The 16,869-nt window shown below is 72.0% G+C and carries 12 protein-coding genes; all 12 read right to left on the minus strand.

Features of this window, described 5'->3' with window-relative positions; translation table 11 throughout:
- Positions 1-52: 52 nt before the first annotated feature.
- The 12 genes from OOK38_RS31475 to OOK38_RS31530 all read right to left on the minus strand — a co-directional run bounded on the left by OOK38_RS31475 (position 53) and on the right by OOK38_RS31530 (position 16,789).
- Positions 53-1,831 carry an ABC transporter ATP-binding protein gene (locus tag OOK38_RS31475; RefSeq protein ID WP_266766220.1) on the minus strand — a complete coding sequence of 593 codons (1,779 nt, stop codon included), beginning with the start codon at positions 1,829-1,831 and terminating at the stop codon, positions 53-55.
- 42 nt (positions 1,832-1,873) lie between these two features.
- Positions 1,874-3,088, minus strand: coding sequence for a ketosynthase chain-length factor (locus OOK38_RS31480; protein WP_266766219.1), 1,215 nt, complete (start codon positions 3,086-3,088; stop codon positions 1,874-1,876).
- Positions 3,085-4,359 (minus strand): beta-ketoacyl synthase, encoded by a 1,275-nt coding sequence (locus OOK38_RS31485; protein ID WP_266766218.1) that lies wholly within the window; start codon positions 4,357-4,359, stop codon positions 3,085-3,087. Before OOK38_RS31485 ends, OOK38_RS31480 begins: the two co-directional genes overlap by 4 nt.
- Positions 4,356-4,682: a TcmI family type II polyketide cyclase gene (locus OOK38_RS31490; protein WP_266766217.1), complete on the minus strand. Its 327-nt coding sequence runs from the start codon at positions 4,680-4,682 to the stop codon at positions 4,356-4,358. The genes OOK38_RS31485 and OOK38_RS31490 overlap by 4 nt, the downstream gene beginning before the upstream one ends.
- Positions 4,683-5,535: 853 nt before the next feature.
- Positions 5,536-8,241 carry an FAD/NAD(P)-binding protein gene (locus OOK38_RS31495; RefSeq protein WP_266766216.1) on the minus strand — a complete coding sequence of 902 codons (2,706 nt, stop codon included), beginning with the start codon at positions 8,239-8,241 and terminating at the stop codon, positions 5,536-5,538.
- A gap of 27 nt (positions 8,242-8,268) precedes the next feature.
- Entirely contained in the window at positions 8,269-9,603 is a 1,335-nt protein-coding gene (locus OOK38_RS31500; protein WP_266766215.1) for a sulfate adenylyltransferase subunit 1, read from the minus strand.
- 2 nt (positions 9,604-9,605) lie between these two features.
- Positions 9,606-10,541, minus strand: coding sequence for a sulfate adenylyltransferase subunit CysD (gene cysD / locus OOK38_RS31505; RefSeq protein WP_266766214.1), 936 nt, complete (start codon positions 10,539-10,541; stop codon positions 9,606-9,608).
- Positions 10,541-11,101 (minus strand): adenylyl-sulfate kinase, encoded by a 561-nt coding sequence (cysC, locus tag OOK38_RS31510; protein WP_323178856.1) that lies wholly within the window; start codon positions 11,099-11,101, stop codon positions 10,541-10,543. Before cysC ends, cysD begins: the two co-directional genes overlap by 1 nt.
- Positions 11,102-11,205: 104 nt before the next feature.
- On the minus strand, positions 11,206-11,982 hold the full coding sequence (locus tag OOK38_RS31515; protein ID WP_266766212.1) for an alpha/beta fold hydrolase: 777 nt from the start codon (positions 11,980-11,982) through the stop codon (positions 11,206-11,208).
- A 198-nt stretch (positions 11,983-12,180) separates the two neighbouring features.
- Positions 12,181-13,335, minus strand: coding sequence for a peptidoglycan-binding protein (locus OOK38_RS31520; RefSeq protein ID WP_266849132.1), 1,155 nt, complete (start codon positions 13,333-13,335; stop codon positions 12,181-12,183).
- A gap of 16 nt (positions 13,336-13,351) precedes the next feature.
- On the minus strand, positions 13,352-14,368 hold the full coding sequence (locus OOK38_RS31525) for a hypothetical protein (protein ID WP_266849134.1): 1,017 nt from the start codon (positions 14,366-14,368) through the stop codon (positions 13,352-13,354).
- Positions 14,369-14,833: 465 nt separating this feature from the next.
- Positions 14,834-16,789, minus strand: a complete 1,956-nt coding sequence (locus tag OOK38_RS31530) for a sensor histidine kinase (RefSeq protein ID WP_266849136.1) — start codon at positions 16,787-16,789, stop codon at positions 14,834-14,836.
- Positions 16,790-16,869: the final 80 nt, after the last annotated feature.

A 16,869-nucleotide genomic window follows, 5' to 3' on the forward strand; every position in this document is an offset into this window, starting at 1 on the left:
GCCGCTCCATAGAGGCTCGAACTCCGCTCCAGCACAGGCCTGCCGGCCCCGCCTACAGGGTGGCCATCTCCGTGTCCCGGTGGACCAGCGCGGCGTAGCGGCCGCCGAGGGCGAGCAGTTCGTCGTGGGTGCCGCGCTCGGTGATGCGGCCCTGCTCCAGCACGATGATCTCGTCGGCGTCGCGGATGGTCGACAGGCGGTGGGCGACGGTGATGGTGGTGCGGCCCTCGCTCGCCGCGTCGATGGCCTTCTGGACGGCCTGCTCGGTATGGGTGTCCAGGGCGCTGGTGGCCTCGTCGAGGACCAGCACGGGCGGGTCGCGCAGGATGGCCCGGGCGATGGCCAGGCGCTGCTTCTCCCCGCCGGAGAACCGGTAGCCGCGCTCACCGACCACCGTGTCGTAGCCGTCGGGCAGCGACATCAGATAGTCGTGGATGTGCGCGATCTTCGCGGCCGCGACGAGTTCCTCGTCGCTCGCGTCGGGCTTGGCGAAGCGGAGGTTGTCGGCGACCGTGGCGTGGAAGAGGTAGGTCTCCTGGGAGACGACACCGACCGCGGCGGCCAGCGTGTCGAAGGACAGGTCGCGCACGTCGATGCCGTCGATGGTGACGGTGCCCGCCGTCGCGTCGTACAGCCGCGGCACGAGATAGCTCAGGGTGGTCTTGCCCGAGCCGGTCTCCCCGACGATCGCCAGGCTGCTCCCGGCGGGCACGCTCACATCGACCCCCTCCAGCGTCGGCCGCCCGGCCCCCGCGTAGGAGAAGCCGACCCCCCGCAGGCGCACATCGCCCCACAGCGCGGCCGGCACGACGGGGTGCTCCGGCTCGGCGACGTCGACGGGCAGGTCGAGGTACTCGAAGATACGGGCGAACAGCTCCAGCGAGCTCTGGATGTCCAGCCCGATGGTCAGCAGCCGCTGCGCCGGCCGGAACAGGGTCTGCTGCAAGGTGGTGAAGGCGACCAGGGAGCCCAGCGAGATGGCCATGCGCCCGCCGTGCGCGGTCAGTCCCGCGACCCAGTAGATGACCGCGGGCATGGAGGCCATCACGATCCAGATCGTCGACTGGTACCACAGGCCCGCCGTGCTCGCGCGGACCTCGATGGCGGTGAGCTTGCGGGACTGCGCGGCGAAGGTGTCGGTCAGCGAGCGGGAACGGCCCATGGTGTGGCCGAGCATGATCCCGCTGACCGACAGCGACTCCTGCACCATCGAGGACAGGTCGGCGAACTGGCGCTGCCGGTCACGGGTGATGGCGCGGCGCTCGTCCCCGACGTGCCGGCTCACCCACACGAACGCCGGGAGCATCACCAGGGAGGCGATCGTCAGCCGCCAGTCGAGCAGGGTCATGGCGGTGGTCGTGGCGATGACGATCGTCAGGTCGGAGACCAGCGCGGTGGCGGTGGTCGTCACGGTGACCTGCATCCCGCCGATGTCGTGGGCGATACGGGACTGCACCTCGCCGGTGCGGGTGCGGGTGAAGAACGCCAGCGACATGCGCTGGAGGTGCGCGTACACCGCGGTGCGCAGATCGTGCATGACGAGCTGGCCGACCCTGGCGGAGACATGGGTCTGCCAGACGTTGAACGAACTGGTGGCGATCGACACGACGATCATGCCGAGGGCCAGCAGCGACAGCAGACCGGTCCGGCCCTGCGGCAGCGCCACGTCCATGATCGCCCGGATCAGGAACGGGTTGACGAGGGAGACCAGGGACGAGCCCGCGACCAGGAACGCGACGAACAGCAGGTTCTTGCGGTAGGGGCTGAACAGCCCGAGGATGCGCCGCTTCTGCACGGGCGGTTGAGCCGTGCCCGACCCGGTGGTGGTCACCCTGGTCTCCTTGTCTTCGGTGAAGTCTCAGCCGGTGATGTCTCAGTCGGTGGAGCGCAGGACGAGGGCGGAGTTGAAGCCGCCGTGGCCCCGCGCCAGGACGAGCGCCGTGGACACCGGGGTGTGCCGCGGCGCGGTGACCAGGTCGAGGGCGTAGCCGGGGGCGGGCGTGACGTTCGCCGTCGGCGGGATCACCCCGTCCCGCATGGCCAGCAGGGCGGTGGCCACGTCCAGCGGGGCCGCGCCCGAACCGAGCCGTCCCGTCATGGTCTTGGGCGCGGTGACGGGGACCGCCCGGGGCCCGAAGACCGCGGTGATGGCGTCCGCCTCGGTCCGGTCGAGCTCGGGGACGCCGGCCGCGTCGGCGAAGACGACGTCGATCTGGCCGGGCGCCAGGCCCGCGTCGTCCAGCGCGATCTCGACGGCCTTGCGCAGCGCGGGCTCGCGCCCGCTGCCCGGACGCGGGTCGAACGTGGATCCGTAGCCGCTGATCTCGCCGTAGATCCGGGCGGCGCCGCGCCGGCGGGCGGCGTCGGCGTCCTCGAGGATCAGCAGGGCTCCGCCCTCGCCGGGCACGTATCCGTTCGCGTCGGCGTCGAAGGGGAGGTAGGCCCGCTCGGGGCGTTCCTCGCGGCTCAGCTTCCCGGTGGTGAGCTGGGCCGCCCACCCCCAGGGGCAGATGGCGGCGTCGACCCCGCCGGAAAGGATCAGATCGCTGCCCTTGCGGACCAGACGGCGCGCGTGCGCGAGGGCGTCCAGGCCGCCCGCCTGGTCGGAGACCACCACGCCGCTGGGGCCGCGCAGACCGTTGCGGATGGAGATCTGGCCGGTGTTGACGGCGTAGAACCAGGCGAAGGACTGGTAGGCGCTGACGTACTGGCTGCCCTTGCTCCACAGGTTCTGCAGCTGGTCCTGGCCGAACTCGAAGCCGCCGCAGGTGCTGGCGGTCATCACGCCCATGCCCAGGGTGTCGGCCTCCCGCGTGCTCACCTTCGCGTCGGCCAGGGCGTGGTCGGCGCCGACCAGGGCCAGCTGGGTCATCCGGTCGGTCTGCGGGACGAGCCGGCTGGGCAGATGGTCCTCGACCGTGAACCCGTCGATCTGCCCGGCCAGTCTGGACGGGTAGCTCTGCGGATCGAACCGCGTGATGCGGCCGATACCGCTCCTGGACGCGCGGGTGGCGTCCCAGTAGTCCTCCACGCCGCAGCCGTTGGGGGACATGATGCCGATACCGGTCACCACCACCTGGGAACTCATGCCGCTGTCTTCCTGTCCGGTCGGGCGAGGACCATCGCGCTCTGGAAGCCGCCGAAACCGCTGCCGACGGTCAGCACCGTGTCGGTGCGCCAGTCGCGTGCGGTCAACGGCACGTAGTCGAGGTCGCATTCGGGGTCGGGATCGTGCAGGTTCGCCGTCGGGGGAACCACGTTGTTCTCCATCGCCAGGACGCAGGCGGCGATCTCGATCGAGCCGATCGCACCCAGCGAGTGGCCCACCATCGACTTGATCGAGCTCATGGGGATGTGGCGGGCGTGCTCGCCGAGGCTGCGCTTGACGGCGCTCGTCTCGTGCCGGTCGTTCTGCTTGGTCCCCGAGCCGTGCGCATTGACGTAGTCGACCGCGCCCGGATCGATCCGCGCCTCGTCCAGCGCCGAGCGGATGGCCTCGGCCATCTCCTTGCCGTCGGGACGCAGGCCCGTCATGTGGAAGGCGTTGCAGCGCGAGGCGTATCCGGCGACCTCCGCGTACACGTGGGCACCGCGCCGCAGCGCGGCCTCCCGCTCCTCCAGGACGAACATCGCCGCGCCCTCGCCCAGCACGAACCCGTTGCGGGTGCGGTCGAAGGGCCGCGAGGCGTGCTCGGGGTCGTCGTTGCGCGGCGTGGTCGCCTTGATCGCGTCGAAACACGCCATCGTGATCGGCGAGATCGGAGCGTCCGCGGCACCGGTGATCATCACCTCGGCCGAGCCGTCGCGGATCAGTTCGGCCGCGTAGCCGACCGCGTCGATGCCCGAGGTGCAGCCCGTGGACACCACCGTCGAGGGCCCCTCCGCGCCGACCGCCCAGGCGACCTCGGCGGCGAACGAACTCGGCACGAAGTAGTTGTACAGATGCGGGACGGCGTACGCGTGGTCGACGAGATCGAGCCGGCCGCCGTCACTGACGACCCGGTACTCCTCGTCGAGCCCCATGGTCGCGCCCACGGCGCTGCCGACGGCCACCCCGATGCGATGGGGCGCGAAGCCCTGCAGGTCCAGCCCGCTGTCCCCGAGCGCCTCACGGGCCGTCACCAGGGCGAACTGCGCGGCCCGGTCGGTGCGCCGGATCTCCTGCGGACCGAGCCCGTGCTCGAAGGGATCGAAGTCGATCTCGGCCGCGACCCGGGACCGGAACGGTGACGGGTCGAAGAACGTGATCCCCCGGGTCGCGGTGCGGCCCTCGCTCAGCAGACTCCAGAAGTTCTTGGCCCCGATCCCCCCGGGAGCCGCCACCCCGATCCCGGTGACGACCACCCGCCGGCCGCTCACGCCGACTCCCAGGTGTAGAACCTGCGCGCCATGGCGTCCGCGGGGGAGCGCCAGGTGGCCGGGTCGTAGGCGTCGATGAACGGCTTGAGGTCCTGGCTGATCCGCACGAACCGCGGATCGGCCTTCGCCTGCTCGATCAGCTCACCGCCGTTGTCGTCGTCGAAGTCCTGAAGATGGAAGTACAGACCGTTAAACATGAAGAGCTGACGTCGCCGGGTCCCCATGCGATGCGGCATGTCGGTCTCGTCGAAAGCGCCGAAAAGCCGAGCCACATCGGCACTCGAACGAGAATCCATTTTGGCCACTATCAGATTGCTGTGCACTCGACCGCCTCCTCGAGGGTGTGCTGCGCCTACAAGTACTTGACCAGTGCCGTCCATTCGGCGAGCTCCTCCTCCGACAAAGGCGGCAGGCAAGGCTGTTCAGTGAAAGGGAGCCCGGGATCCGCCCAACCGGGCGGCGGATACATGGCATTCCACGCGAACCCCATCCACATCAGGCCCTCGCCGAGGCTCTTCCCTATGGATCTCATGGCGGACCTGCGCCTCGCCCGCATGTCAATCTCCACTTCGCCGGGAAACCATCTGCTGCCACCTTGGGTGGCCCTCCTCAAGAGGAAACCGGCAACGCGTCGAATGCCGCTGGAAGGAATGTGAAGTTCCGCTCGCGCCGTTCTCGAGCGGAACCCGAGAAAACGGACGGCCGCATTTCGCACCGGCCCAGGCAAAAGCAAGGGGACGGCTCCCCGCAGGAGCCGCCCCCTCTTCCACCGCTGCCCGGCCCAGGACAGCCGGCCCGAACCACCCACCGGTCGTACGAGCCGACGCGCACCCCAACTGCCGTGCGCCCGGTCGCCGTACGGGCCCACCGCACCCTCAACTGCCGTGCGCCAGGCTGTCGTACGGGCCCACCGCACCCTCAACTGCCATGCACCCGGCTGCCGTACGAGCCCGACGCACACCCCAACTGCCGTGCGTCCGACTGCCGTACGGTGCTGCCGCCCACCCCAACCGCCGTGCGCCCGGCCGTCGTACGACACCGCCGCACATCCAACTGCCCTACGCCCGGCCGTCGTACGGGTCCACCGCACCCGGCGGCGACAGGGCGGTGTTCACCGTCCGGCGCCCCCGGGCAGGTCGGCGCGACGCACCCTCACCCCACCCGAGAAGCGTCAACTCACCTGACGGACAACACCGTTGCCCGGTCGCGCGGCGCGGGCGGACCGCCCAGCGCGTCCAGCCGCCGCCGGTCGAGCGGCGAGGGACGGCGGTCCAGCCGGGCCGCGAGCAGCCCCGCCGCCCGCTCGTACGCACCCCCCGAGACCAGGGCGTACAGCAGGGTCTCCTCCACCACCTCGTGCTGCGCCCTGCTGGCACCCACCCGGGCGACCAGAGGCAGCAACGGCCCCAGCCGCAGCACCGCCTGGGGCCAGTTACGGCGAACCACGGCCGCCAGCGCGTCGCACAACGGCGCGATCACCAGCGCGAACACCTCCCGGCCGTCCGCCAGCGCGTGCGCCCGCAGCCGCCCCAGCCCCTCGAGATCACCGGCCGCCGCCCAGGCCAGCGCGGCGTGCAGGGCGGCGAACCCCGTCGCGGGCGCCTCCAGCCAGTCCCGGGGTGCCGCCTCCAGCAGCTCCGCGAGCGGCAGCCGGCCGCTCCAGCTGCCCGTCATCCGCGCCCGCCACAGCAACGAGGCCGAGTCGACCAGCAGCCGCCCTCCGCCGACCTGCGAGGCGACCAGTTCCCGGTCGTAGCGGCGCAGCAGCGCCGAACGGTCCTCCAGGGTCAGTTCGTGCAGCGCGGCATGCCAGGACAGATGGGAACGGTGGCCGGCCCCGGCCCCGTGCCGGCCCATCCACTCCTCCAGCCAGGCCAGACCCGCACGGTGCTCACCGGTCTCGTAGAAGACGTGCGCCCGGGCATGGACGGCGTGGCCGGCCGCGGGATGCGCGGCCAGCGCCCGCACGGCCAGTGCGTCGGCCTCCTGCCAGCGCTCCTGCTCCTGGCGGACGAAGGCCAGCTGCCCCAGATACCACCAGTCCTGCCCGTAGACGCCGGACAGCCCCTCGATCAGCGCCCAGGCCTCCTCGGCGCCGGTGACACCGTTGAAGGAGACGGTCGGCACCGCCGCGCTCACCGCCAGCGCGTCGCGCGGATGGGCGGCGATATGACCCAGCAGCGCCGCCTTGCCCTGCTCCTCGGTGCCGCGCAGCCGGGCGTCCACCGCCGCCACCAGGCTCCGCTCCCGATCGTCCGCCCGGCGGGACGCGGCCCGGTGGGCGGACGCGAGCGCCGCGGGCACGTCCACCGCGCCCCCGCACTCGTGGCCGAGCAGCGCCAGCGCCGCATGACCGACGGCGAACCCCGGATCGGCGTCGACCGCCTCGCCCAGCAGTGCCGCCGCGCCGGTGCGGCCCGCCAGAATCCGCTCCAGCGCCTGCCCGTACAGCCCTGCCGCCTCGGCACCCGTGCTCAGCCGCAGGCCGTAGCGGTCCCGCGGCCCGGAGACCCGGCGCCCGGCGAGCGCCGACAGCACCCGGTCGGCGACCTGTGCGGCCTGCCCGCGGATCTCCGGGATCGCCGTGCTCTCCAGCAGGTTCCCGCGCCGCGCGGCCCCGATCGTCCACAGCCGCAGCGCCGGGGCGCCGTCCGCCGGCAGCAGCCGCCCGTCGCCCGAGGTGTCGAATCCCAGGCCGGCGGGGCCGGTCCGGGCGTAGCCGCGCTCCAGTACGCAGCGCACCAGCGGATCGCCCGTGCGCCGCAGGTCGGTCTGCGCCCCGGTGCAGTTGACGACCGCGCCGACCCGCAGCGTCCGGCCGTCGCTCAGCCGCACCACCACCACGCCGTGGTGCGGCACCGCGTAGACCACCTCCGCGGCGCCGGTGAGCAGCCGGCCCGAGGCCCGCAGCGCGCGGATCGTGGCCGCCGTCCCGGGCGCGATGCGGTGGCGGTGCACCTCCCAGGCCCGCAGGTCCTCGGTGAGGAAGCGCGCCCGGTCGGCCGCCGACAGCTGCTGCCACAGTGCCGCCGTGACCGCGCGCAGCCCGTCCATGCCGGGCCGCCAGTCGCCGCAGGCCCGCCGGGTCGCGGCCAGGTGCCGGCGCACGTCGCGGCGCAGCGTGTCCAGCCCGTGCGAGCCGTCCAGGCGCGGCGGCTCGGCGGGCGGCGCGGGGTCGGCCAGATGTTCCTGGGGGACCAGTCCGTGCCGGGACACCGCGTGCACCACCCGGTCCGGGCGGGCCAGTGTGAGGGCCACGTCGGCCATGGTCAGACCCGTGCCGACCAGCAGTACGTCGCCCGCCGAGGCCAGGGCGTCCAGCGCGCCCGGTGCCCAGGGATCGGCGACGAAGTGTCCCGAGGCCCGCAGTTCGGTGCCGGCCCAGTCCTGGCCCGGGCGGAAATTGCCCAGCGCGAGCACCGCCGCGTCCACCCGCAGCTCGTCCCCGCCCGCGAGCCGCAGCGCCATCCCGGCGCCCTGCTCGCGGACGGCGACGACCCGCTCGCGCACCCGGTGCAGGCGCCCGCCCCGGCATTCGCGGACGGTGTCCTCGAGCACCTCGGCCAGATACCGCCCGTACTCCTGGCGGGGCACGAAATCACCGGCGGCGGCGTGCGGGTCCCGGCCGGTGAGCCGGCGCAGGAAGTGCCCGGGATCGTCGGGGAAGGCGCTCATCTTTCCGGCCGGCACATTCAGCAGATGACGCGGATCACCGGTTCCGTAGGCGACACCGGGGCCGGCCGCCTCGGCCGGGTCGACCAGCCATATCTCGACCGCCCGACGGGCCTTCTCGGCCTGGCGCAGCAGCTGAACCACCGTCAGCGTCCCTGCCGCACCGGCTCCCACGACGGCGATGCGGCGCGAGGCGGAACTCCAGCTCATTGATCTCACTCCCTGATGGGTTCGGCTTCAGCGGGCATCGGACCCCGTCCCCTCTCGTCGCGGCCCCTCGCCGGCACCCGCGGTCGCGAAGGCCTCGCCCGCCATGCCGGCGGTGAGGGTCGTGCCGTCGGCCGGGTCGATCAGCAGGAACGAGCCGGTGCGGCGGTTGGCGGTGTACGCGTCCAGGGCCAGCGGCTCGGCGGTGCGCAGCACCACTCGGCCGATGTCGTTGACCTTCAAGGACGTGACGCCGTGGCGCTGTCGCAGTGTGTCGGTGTCGATCCGGTACGAGAGGTCCTCGACCACCGCGCGGACCGTGCGGGTGGTGTGCTTGAGCAGCACCCTGGCGCCGGTGCGCAGTTCACGCTCGCTGAGATGGCAGACGTACGCCCCCACATCCCGGGTGAGCCGCGGGGCCGCGTCCCGGGCCGCGATCAGGTCACCGCGCGCGACGTCGAGGTCCTCGGCCAGGCGTACGGTCACCGACTGGGGCGCCCAGGCGATCTCCCGCCGTTCGCCGAGCACGTCGATGGCCGCGACGGTGCTGGTCCGCCCGGACGGCAGTACCGTCACCCGGTCCCCGACCCGCAGCACGCCGGACGCCAGCTGGCCCGCGTAGCCGCGGTAGTCGCGATGCTCGCCGTGGTAGGGGCGGATGACGTACTGGACGGGGAAGCGTGCCGGGTCCCGGTCCGGGGCGCTGCCGACCGGGACGCTCTCCAGGTGCTCCAGCAGGGTCGGCCCGCCGTACCAGGCCATCCGGGCGGAGGGCCGGACCACGTTGTCCCCGGCCAGCGCGGAGACCGGGATCACCACCACGCGCCCGATGCCCAGGCCGGCCGCGTAGGAGGTGAACTCCGCGGCGATGGCGGCGAAGACGGACTCCTCGTACCCGACGAGGTCCATCTTGTTGACGGCCAGCACCACATGCGGGACCCGCAGCAGCGCGGCGACGGCCGCATGGCGGCGGGTCTGCTCCACCACGCCGTTGCGGGCGTCGACCAGGACGACGGCGAGTTCGGCGGTGGAGGCGCCGGTGACCATGTTGCGGGTGTACTGCACATGCCCGGGGGTGTCGGCGAGGACGAACCGCCGCCGGGCGGTGGCGAAGTAGCGGTAGGCGACGTCGATGGTGATGCCCTGCTCGCGCTCGGCGCGCAGGCCGTCGGTCAGCAGCGCCAGATCGGGCGCGCCCTGCCCGCGGTGCGCCGAGGCGCGCTCGACGGCCGCCAGCTGGTCGGCGAGCACCGACTTGGAGTCGTGCAGCAGCCGGCCCACCAGCGTGGACTTGCCGTCGTCGACGGATCCGGCGGTGGCGAAGCGCAGCAGCGAGGTGGCGGCGGTGCGGGAAGCGGTGGTCATGGCTAGAAGTACCCCTCGCGCTTGCGGTCCTCCATGGCGGCCTCGGACATCCGGTCGTCGGCGCGGGTCGCCCCCCGCTCGGTCACCGCACTGGCGGCGATCTCGGCGATGATGTCCGCGTTCGTGGCGGCGTCGGAGTCGACGGCGCCGGTGCAGGACATGTCGCCGACCGTGCGGTAGCGCACCAGCCGCCACTGGGAGCGTTCGTCTTCCCGCGGGCCGCCCCAGTCGCCGGCGGCCAGCCACATGCCGTCCCGGTCGAACACCTGGCGCTTGTGGGCGTAGTAGATCTCCGGCAGGTCGATGTCCTCGCGCTCGATGTACTGCCACACATCCAGCTCGGTCCAGTTGGACAGCGGGAAGACCCGCACATGCTCGCCGGGCGCGTGCCGGCCGTTGTACAGCGACCACAGCTCGGGGCGCTGGCGGCGCGGATCCCAGGCACCGAACTCGTCGCGCACCGAGAAGACGCGCTCCTTGGCGCGGGCCTTCTCCTCGTCCCGGCGGCCCCCGCCGAACACCGCGTCGAAGCGGTGCGACTCGATGGCGTCCAGCAGCGGCACCGTCTGCAGCGGGTTGCGGGTGCCGTCCGGGCGCTCCCGCAGCCGGCCGTCGTCGATGAAATCCTGGACACGGGCGACGTGCAGGCGCAGACCGTGCGCCGCGACCACGCGGTCGCGGTGCTCGATCACCTCGGGAAAATTGTGCCCGGTGTCGACATGCAGCAGCACGAAGGGAACCGCCGCCGGCCAGAAGGCCTTCAGCGCCAGGTGCAGCATGACGATGGAGTCCTTGCCGCCGGAGAACAGGATCACCGGCCGCTCGAACTCACCGGCCACCTCCCTGATGACATGCACCGCCTCCGCCTCCAGCACGTCCAGATGCGACAGTGCGAAGGCGTCCTTCGGCACCTCGACCACAGGCTGGTTCGCGGGCATCACGCAAGACCCCTCTCGGCCAGGAAGGCATGCAGCTCGGCGGCGGACTCGGCCACCGACCGGTGCCGTGTCTGAATACGCAACTCCGGGTCCGCCGGCGCCTCGTACGGGTCGTCCACGCCGGTCAGCCCCGAGATCTCCCCCGCGGCCTGGCGCGCGTACAGGCCCTTCACGTCCCGTTCGCGGCACACCCCGACGGGCGTGGCCACATGGACCTCCAGGAACCGGGTGTCACACGCGGCGTGCATCTCCCGTACGGCGCCACGAGAGCCCGCGTAGGGCGCGATGACCGGCGCCAGCACCAGCACCCCGTGCCAGGCCAGCTTCTGAGCGACGAACCCGATCCGCGTCACGTTCGTGTGCCGGTCCTCCCGGCCGAACCCCAGCCCCCGGGACAGGTGGGCGCGGATCTCGTCACCGTCGAGCACCTCGACCCTGCGCCCCCGCGCGCGCAGGCGTTCGGCCAGCGCATGGGCCAGGGTGGTCTTGCCGGCGCTGGGCAGCCCGGTCAGCCACACCGTGGCACCGCGCTCACATGGCCCGTCCGCGGACAGGGCCACCGCGGTGACCTCGGCGGCCGGGGCGTCAGCTGTGGTCACACGACTCTCCCGAAAGTGAGATGGGAACACGAACGACGAACGGTCGACGACGGATGCCGGGCCCGTCAGGAGGTAGCGAACTCGGCCAGCGTGCGGCCCAGCACGTCCATGTCGATCCGGTGCCAGGAACCGGGCAGTTCGAGTCCCCGGCCCTCGGGCAGGGCCTCCGCGGTCGCCTGCGCCGCGGCCCGCAGCCACTCGCTGGTGTGGTCGCTGTTGAGGACCAGGGCCGGCGTCCGGTACCCGGCCAGCCGCTCGGCCGGGACGCTGTGGTCGCCGCAGATCGCGGTGTCGTAGACGAGGGTGTGGGCGTTCGCCTCGTTCACCGCCCAGATCGGGCCCCGGCGCCACTCCGCGACGTTGTCGGGCGTCAGCCCCAGGAAGCTGCCGAGGAAGTACTCCACGGCCTCCTCGCGCCGGTCCTCCTCCAGGAGCACCCGCAGGGTCTTGGTGATGTTCCACGGCGGCCTGGGGAAGGGCCCGACGCGAAAGAACGGCTCGTGCAGCGCCAGCCTCGTGATCGGCACGCCGCCCAGGGCCGCTTCGAGCGCGAGGTTGGCACCCGTGGACCCGGCGAACACCACGGCCGAGCCGCCGGCTTCCTCGATCACCGCCTCCAGGTCCTCGACCTCCCGCTGGACGGCGTACGCGGGGGAGTCACCGCTCTCGCCGCGCCCGCGGCGGTCATAGACATAGGTGGTGCAGTGCGGCGCCAGCTCGGGAACGAGCGCGTCGAAGATCGTGTGATCACGGAACGCGCCGTTGAGCAGCACGATCGGCGGGCCCTCACCCGTCTTCTCGTAAGCGATCGTCGTGCCGTCCCGGGAAACGACCTTGCGCATCACGCACTCCTCACGCCGAACGGAGGTGCTCTCACCTCACCGCATGTCGAGATTTTCGAGTGCTGTGGTGGACCACCGGTCGAGGACCGGTCGCGGGATCCACGAACCCCAGGACAGCCGGACCGCCAGAACGGTGGTGCGCACGGCGCCGGTCCGGGCGCGGGTGTCGGGCGAGGAGAACCGGGAGGAGGGCGGCGGCTATCCCGTCGGAGCCGCCCCCGCGAGGCCGCCGGCGTCGAACGGAGTCCGCGCCACGAGCGTTTCCGGACGGCTGCCGAACAGTCCCAGTTCCGGGGTCTGCTGCGGGCTCATCTGCGCACCGATCGCCCGGTGCAGTTCCTCGTAGGAGCCCGCGAAGGCGTTGCCGGCCCACACCCGCTCCAGCGTGGAGGTGAAGACCCCGGCGCCGCCCACCTCCTGTGCGAGCTGGTTGTCCTGGCATCCGCCGATCGCCACTCCGTTGGCCACGATCGCGGAGCGCGAGCGTACGGCGGCCTGGATGGCGCGGTACATGCCCGCACCGGCCTGCATGACATCCGTGTTGACGTCGAACGGCATCGCCCGGGTCATGGGCGGGGACGAGCCGTCACCGTCCCGTCCGGACCCGTCCTCGTAGAACGCGCACTTCGCCGCCGCGTGCTCGCTCTCCTGGGACCCGGGTACGAGCCGGTACAGGCTGCCGCTGTGACAACTGTCCGACAGAAGCACGATGTTCACGTCCTGCCGGAAAGCCGCGAACGCGGCGCTCAGCTCGTCGTCGATGAGCATCCGGTCGTACAGAACCCAGGTCTCGTTCTTCCGATCTGTCTCGGTGCGGTCGTCCTTGCCCGTCTGGGCGATCTGCCCGCCGTGTCCCGAGTACGTGAGCAGGAACATGTCCCCCGGGCCGAGTTGACGCGCGGTGTCCGCGATGGCGTCGAGGACGTTCGCGGACGTCGCCTCCCGTGTGAGCAGCGACCGGGTCGTGAATCCTTCCGCGCGGGCGATCCCGGTCATGGTGCGGGCATCGTGTTCGCAGCCCCTGAGCCGGCCGGACCAGCCGCCGTAGGCGTCCGGGTCCACGCTGTTCAGCCCGATGTGCAGGGAGAGGGCGCTGACCTTGGCAGCCGGCGGTTGAGGAGTGCCGTCGAGAGGCGGCGCCTGCGGGCCGGTCACCCCCAGGGCGGCCAGCGTGGAAGGGCTGGCGACGCCGTCGGCCGCCAGTCCGTGAGCGCGCTGGAACGCCGCCACCGCGCTCCGCGTCGGGGCCCCGAACCTGCCGTTCACGGCACCGCGGTAGTGGCCGCGGGCCTGGAGCGCCCGTTGCAGGGAGGCGACGTCGTCGCCGGTGTCTCCCCATCGGAGGGTACGCATCGTCGGGCACCTTCCTTCAGCACGCGGACCAGTGGAACGTCGTACGCCGGCCACGGAGCTGGTCGAGTCCGCCGGTGGCCAGCCGGTACATGCCGGTGTGGATGCCGAACGCCTTGGCCTTCTTGAAGACCAGGTAGCCGTTGGGCTCGAGCAGCAGACGCGCGTCGACGCGGACGACGTCGTACTTGTGGCCGTCCTGTACTCCGATCTCGGCCACGAACCCGCCGTTGTCGTCCTGGATCTGGACGCCCTTCCACCAGGTCATGTGGTCTGGGATCAGGATGGCGACTTCCACGGTGTTCGGGTCGTCGATCGGCTCGCTGCTCAACGAGATGATGTCGTTGTCCCAGAAGCGGGTGATCTTCGTGAAGTCCTGCCAGGTGACGGCCGTGTCCCGCGAGGCCGGTGCGCCCTGGCCGGTGATCAGGGCGACCAGCCGCGGAAGGCCGGCGGCGACGGCGGGAAGGAACGCCTGCAGGAGTGGGCCGAGGAAACGGCTCGACACCTCGGTGTCGACGACGCGGGGCAGCGCGGCCGCGCTGTCGCGACCGGTGCCGAACAGCCCTCCCAACAGCCCGCCCACACTCTGGAGGGCCGACGGCAGAGCGTTGACGAGCACAGGGACCAGCGCGCCGAGCAGGTCGGGCAGAAAGCGTTCCAGTGCCTCGTCGTCGAGACCTTCCGCGCCACCGGCGTCGTGGATCATCTCGATCAGTACGGGAAGCACTTCGGACAGCAGTGGCCCCACGAGGGAGACCAGTTCGGCCAGGCTGCGGTCCATGGCCTTGCCGGACCGGGCCAGCTCGGTGGCGCGGGACTCGTTCTCGCTGCGGAAGGCTGCGAAGATCTGCGGGACCGCCGTCGTGATGGCCGGCAGCAGGATCTCGAAGCAACCGGGGAAGAAGCACTCGAGCGGCAGGGCGGCTGTCGACGGCGGGCTCGCGGCGGGACCGTGGACGGGGGCCTGCTGCGGCTCGGCGCTGCGGGGTCGGGTGAGCTGAGGTGTCCGGACACGTGAGTCGGTGATGGGCATGATGTGCCTCCTTCTCTCCACGGAAGGTCCGTGGTGTTCGGGGCCCGGCCAGGTCGCATGTGCCGGATCCGGCGACGTGCCTTCGTATCCTGGGCCGCCCGGCCGCGGACCCGCCTGAGACGCCGGTCCCGGTGACCGCGGGCGCGTTGCCCGGCCGTCCTGGGCTGTTCCGCTTCTCTCGCCACTGAACTGCCGGCGCAGTCCCAGTGGTTGATTCAGCGGCATCACGTCGCGGGCGGATGCCCTCGGGAGACAGGGCCGACGACAGGCGAATGCCTGCCCCGCAGCGAGGCCCCCTGGGAGCGGGCCGACGACCCGGTCGGCAACCCTTCCTCGGTCTCGCCCGTGCACGCACGGCGTAGACGGAAGGGGCGTCCTGCGGGGAGCCGAACATGGCGAAGGCCGACAGCAGCGGACCGGCCGAACTCGCCGTGACAGTCGTACCAGCAGGGCGATCAGCCGGCTCTACAGCGGCAGGGTCGCGGCCACGGTCGTGCCTCTGTACGCCTGTGACGTGATGCGGAACGTGCCACCGAGCGCCTCTGACCTGCGGCGCATGGAGTCCAGACCGACACCGGCGGTGGAGCCGTCGGCTCCACGCCCGTCGTCGACGACAGTGACCTGGAGCGAGGCCTTCGCGGCCCGCACCGTGACCCAGATGTGCTGTGCCCTCGCATGGCGGACGGCGTTGGTGACGGCCTCCGCCACGATCCGGTACACCGCGATCTCCACGTCCGCGGGCAAGGACGGCAGGTCGTCCATCGTGACGCTCACGGGAACGGCGTACGCCACGGAGCGGGCGTGCCTGCGCACTGCCTCGGCGAGATCCGGTCCGTCCAGCGCTCCGGGGCGCATCGCCTCGATGACGCGCCGTATCTCGGCGACCGTCCCGAAGACCTCGGCTCGGATACGGGCCAGGAACGCCTGCTGCGCCGTGGTGTCCCGGCGGTCGAGCGCGTCGCCGAGCGCGTCGAGGCCGAGACCGATGCCGGACAGGGCGGGCCCCAGGCCGTCGTGCAGGTCACGCCGGATCCGGTCCCGTTCGGTACGGGTGGCTTCGAGGATGCGGTCGCGCTCCTGCTCTACGGCGGCGGTCAGTTCCACGGCGCGCACGATCACAGCCAGCTGGGAGGCGAGCGCGTCCAGGAGCCTGAGGTCATCGGCACCGTAGGTCTCGTCCGGGCCGCGCACGGCGACGGTAAGGGTGGCGACGTCCGCTCCCGCGGCGCGCAGGGACGTGCTCACGCCCCGTATGAACGCCGGCCCGGTCGACACCATGGGATGCCCGTCCAGGTCGGTCACGACGGCGCCCGGCGCGCGCAGTGCACGGGCCACAGCCCGCAGCGCGCCCGGCAGCATGTCCGGGCCTCCCTGCGACGCGGCCTGTGCCCCCAGGTCGGCGACAGCACGCAAGGGGTCCCGCCGCACTCCGTACACCAGCCGGTCCGCCGCCCTTTGCAACCGCTCGCGCAGCGGGGTGAGAGCGACCGCCACCAGAGCGGCGGCCACCACCCCGGGAAGGGGACGGCGGTGCAGGGCGGAACCGGCCACTGCGGTCACCAGCGCGTAGCCGCCGAGGACCACGGCCGTGAGTGCGCCGTAGACGAGGCCCCGGCGCAGTACCACCTCGATGCCGAGCATGTTGTGGCGCAGAACGCCGACGGCCACCGCCACCGGCACGCAGCAGGCGACCGCTCCCGCGACGGGTGCCTTGAAGGCGGCGAGAACCACCAGGAAAGCGGCTGTCACGCAGGCCATCCAGGCCAGTTGCTGACGCAGCGGTGCCACGGCCCGGGTCAGTCGACGCACCGTGCCCGCCGCGATGACGAGCGCGCAGAGCGCCAGCGCCACGAGCGGTCCGGCGATCAGCGGCGCCAGCACGTCAGCGGGCAGTACAGCCGAAGGTTCACGGCCTGGGACGATGTCGTCGTACGCCTCGGAGTCGAAGGGAACGACAGCGGTCAGCACTGCCATCGAGACGACCGCCGCAGCGACCGGCCAACGCCAGCGCGGTCCCGGCAGTCGTCCGTCCGGGTAGAGCGCCAGGACGACCGTGGGCAGAGCGAACGTGCTCGGGGCGATGAGCCCGCAGGCCAGGAACACGGCCGCTTCGGCCATCGGCCAGGCCGGCTCGGCCACGGCGACTCCATAGCCGCCGTACGCGGCGAGACCCAGCTGCCCGGCCGAGGCCGCGCCGATGCCGAGGATCAGCCAGCCGACGGTGTTTCGCGGCCTCACTCTCACCAGCACCGCCCCGGTGAGCGTCCAGGACAGGCTGACAGCGCTGATCAACGTCACATAGCCCAGGTCGCCGTTCTCGGGCAGTTGGTCCGCTCCTGGAAGCGACACTACCCACGCGGCGCAGGTCACCGCCGTGATGCCGCAGAACACCGTCGCCCACGCGACCAAGCGAGCAGCCATCGCACCAGTCTGCTGACACGGGCGAAGGTGTGGAGCCGGAATGCAGGCCTCCCGCGGCTTGTCCGGGTCGCAACCGGCGC

The organism is Streptomyces sp. NBC_00568, from assembly GCF_026341855.1.
In the GTDB taxonomy this organism is placed as follows: Bacteria; Actinomycetota; Actinomycetes; order Streptomycetales; family Streptomycetaceae; genus Streptomyces.